Genomic DNA, 379 nt, shown 5'->3' with positions numbered 1-379 from the left:
TGAGAGCCGAACCGGCCGTCTTTTCAAGGAGTAGCCGTTCAGATACTGTCGATCGTTCAAGTCCACTGAGAGGAACATATGCTGGATAATAAGTATCTGTTGGAATTGCTGAGAGCTATCGCTGAATCGCCCTATCAAGGCATAAGCAACCTTCAGCTCGTAGAGAAATTTATTGGTCCCGCAGCTTCTGTGCCGGACAACGATCCGGATTCTGCCTACAAGTTTCGCTACCACATGGAAGAGATATGGAGAGCTGGCCTCATCAGAAACAGAGATACCAATTCGGAGAGCTGGGGATTAAGCCTAAGCGCCAGCGGAAGCTGGATGATTATGCAGATGCATTTGGTTTTATCTCCATCCGGAGGGGCATTGCTGGAGG

Annotated in this window: 1 protein-coding gene; it reads left to right on the top strand. The window is 49.3% G+C overall.

What is annotated here, in order from left to right:
* Positions 1-78: 78 nt before the first annotated feature.
* Positions 79-379 (top strand): hypothetical protein (locus tag FY251_RS22985; RefSeq protein ID WP_222847945.1); only part of this gene is annotated, 301 nt, incomplete at its 3' end.

Origin of the sequence: Haloferax sp. KTX1, from assembly GCF_902410085.1 — an archaeon.
GTDB classification, from domain to species: domain Archaea; phylum Halobacteriota; class Halobacteria; order Halobacteriales; family Haloferacaceae; genus Haloferax; species Haloferax massiliensis.
This window is presented reverse-complemented; position numbering and strand designations above follow the sequence as displayed.